This is a genomic window from Roseomonas aerilata DSM 19363, from assembly GCF_000711725.1.
GTDB classification, from domain to species: Bacteria; Pseudomonadota; Alphaproteobacteria; order Acetobacterales; family Acetobacteraceae; genus Roseomonas; species Roseomonas aerilata.
In genome coordinates this window covers 1-2,044 of record NZ_JONP01000129.1, presented here as the reverse complement: position 1 = coordinate 2,044, position 2,044 = coordinate 1, and the positions used below count along the sequence as shown (strand labels likewise).

Here is a 2,044-nt window from a genome sequence, read left to right as displayed (position 1 = left end):
GTAGAGGTGAACTTCCTCAACGACGCCTGGGGCGGCAGCTCGGACCTCGACCGCAACCTGCACGTCGACGGCGTCACCTATGACGGCCAGGCGGTCGCCTCGAGCGCGGTCTCCCTCGAGCGCAACGGCTCGGTCGAATTTGCCATCCCGCCCACCGCATCCGACGACCTCCACCTGTTCGGGTAAACCGTGCATTGACCCTGCCTGCTTCTGTCCTCCGGACGTACGCTCCGGCCGGTGGGCACGAGGATCCTGACTGTCGAGTGTGATACCGGTGCGCCACCTTCAGCTCGACGCCGAGGCGGGCTTCAAACTTCCGGTTCGAACGCGGTGCCGCCGCGTCGTTCGGCTTGCAACATCACGGGATCGTGAGCTATTGGGGAGATGCCGTGCTTGGCGCACGAGGGAGCCCGTCGCCGAATGTCCGACATGCTGTTCGAGTTGATGTGCGCGGTGGCCGCCTCCGGCGCCACGCTCCTGACCCTTGTTGGTGGGGGTCTCTGGCTGGAGCTGTCCCGCCGCCGCGACCTCCGGCGGCGGCAGGCACCCCGGCCTGCGTAAGTACTGCCCCCGCCCTCAAGGCGGTTTGGCGCGGCGGGTGCCGCCGGCGCAGTGGGCAGTGCTAATCCAGGCCCATGCCCTCTGACGCACCAGCCTCCCACAAACTCCGCATCGTGAAGCCTGCCAGCGGCGAGAGCGGACCGGCCTATGACTACCGCGACGCCGTCATCTTCTCGAACGAGAAGGGGCACCGTTTTCAACTTTTAGCCTGGATGGCTTCCCCACGGACCTAATGGCTTCTAGGGCGGCATTGGGCATATTTGGGAGGTGGTTCGCTTGGTGGATGCTTGGCTCGACACAGAGAAGCTGCCGGCGCCATACGTGAACAAGCCGGGGGCGGGGGCGTAGTGCGCTCGCTTGCTGCCCTCAGCCTGCTACTGGTGGCAGGCTGCACGTCCCCCTATGGCGGATCGTCCGCGCTGCCAGCGGTTCCATCCGACCTCTCGACCATGCGGCAGATAACCGGGCGCACCGAGGGGCTGGAGACGCTGCAGCCGGAGCCGGGCGATATCTGGGCCTCCGAGCCAAGAGCGAAGGCTCTCCGGAACTCGCCGCCTACCCAGCAACGCCGCCTGCACACCCCTGCTCCTCGAGGTGAGGCGGCCCTCCCCCCGCCTCCGCTGAGCCATGCGGAGGGCGATTTCTGGCGGGTGCCGGAACTAGGGCCAGCCCCGCGGAGCTGAGAGCGCTGTCATCTGCCTTCATAGGCCTCCTTGGAAACTTCGTACCTTATCGTATCGTTTGATCAGCATCGGCACGCGGGAGAGCCCAGAGGCTGGCTCAGCAAGTTGGTCCCCATGGGGTCGCGCCCCTTACGACCATGCCCGCCGCCTCCTTCCTGATCTCCCCTCAGCGGCGAAGTTGCTGAAGGGCGTCAGTCTCCACTTCCCTCTCCCGAGCATTGGCCGTCAGCTGTGGAAGTGTAGGAATGTTGCAGGCAAGTTGCTGCCCATATTTTTTGGAATCGACTTAGAAACTTTCCGGACCAAGTGAAAAACTCCATTGCATGATTGCGGCCGCGCGGCATCTGAATTGTCGGCCGATATTACAATTTCAGATCATCGTGGGAGTGGTAGACCGCCATCTTGTTGATTATCCCGAACGTTATCAATTGGCACGGAGATTGCCCTGTTAGTGTCAAGGCGCAATGACGCGCTGACCTCAATGGACCTCCCCTTCATGCGCAAGCTTCTCCTCGCTGCCGCCGCCCTTCTCTCCCTCGGCATGGCCTCCCAGGCCCAGGCCGCGCCCGAGCTCTCGGCGCGCATCTTCCAGGACGGCGTCTTCGTCCCCGGCACCGCCGCCACCTCGTCGAGCGGCGCCCTCCTCGTCACCGGCAGCTCCGCCAACTTCTCCATCGTCACCGCGCTCTCCATCGGCTTCCCCCAGGTCGCCCAGCCGGCGCTCGACGTGCAGACCACCTCCGTCAGCAGCATGGGCAACTTCGCCACCGCCCACACCGTCACCTTCGAGGTCACCCAGA

3 protein-coding genes are annotated in these 2,044 nt (G+C 64.7%); all 3 read left to right on the top strand.

Annotated elements, in window-relative coordinates; genetic code table 11:
* On the top strand, positions 1 to 186 hold a 186-nt coding region (locus tag BO39_RS29290), incomplete at its 5' end, for a carbohydrate-binding domain-containing protein (RefSeq protein ID WP_211257619.1).
* A 234-nt stretch (positions 187 to 420) separates the two neighbouring features.
* On the top strand, positions 421 to 561 hold the full coding sequence (locus BO39_RS33495; RefSeq protein ID WP_156964175.1) for a hypothetical protein: 141 nt from the start codon (positions 421 to 423) through the stop codon (positions 559 to 561).
* A 1,134-nt stretch (positions 562 to 1,695) separates the two neighbouring features.
* Positions 1,696 to 2,044: hypothetical protein (locus BO39_RS29285; protein ID WP_156964173.1), on the top strand; the 349-nt coding region annotated here is incomplete at its 3' end.

Bases quoted from the DNA above. Each gene is read 5' to 3' on its own strand.
- BO39_RS33495 (WP_156964175.1), top strand. From the start codon at position 421: ATGTCCGACATGCTGTTCGAGTTGATGTGCGCGGTGGCCGCCTCCGGC.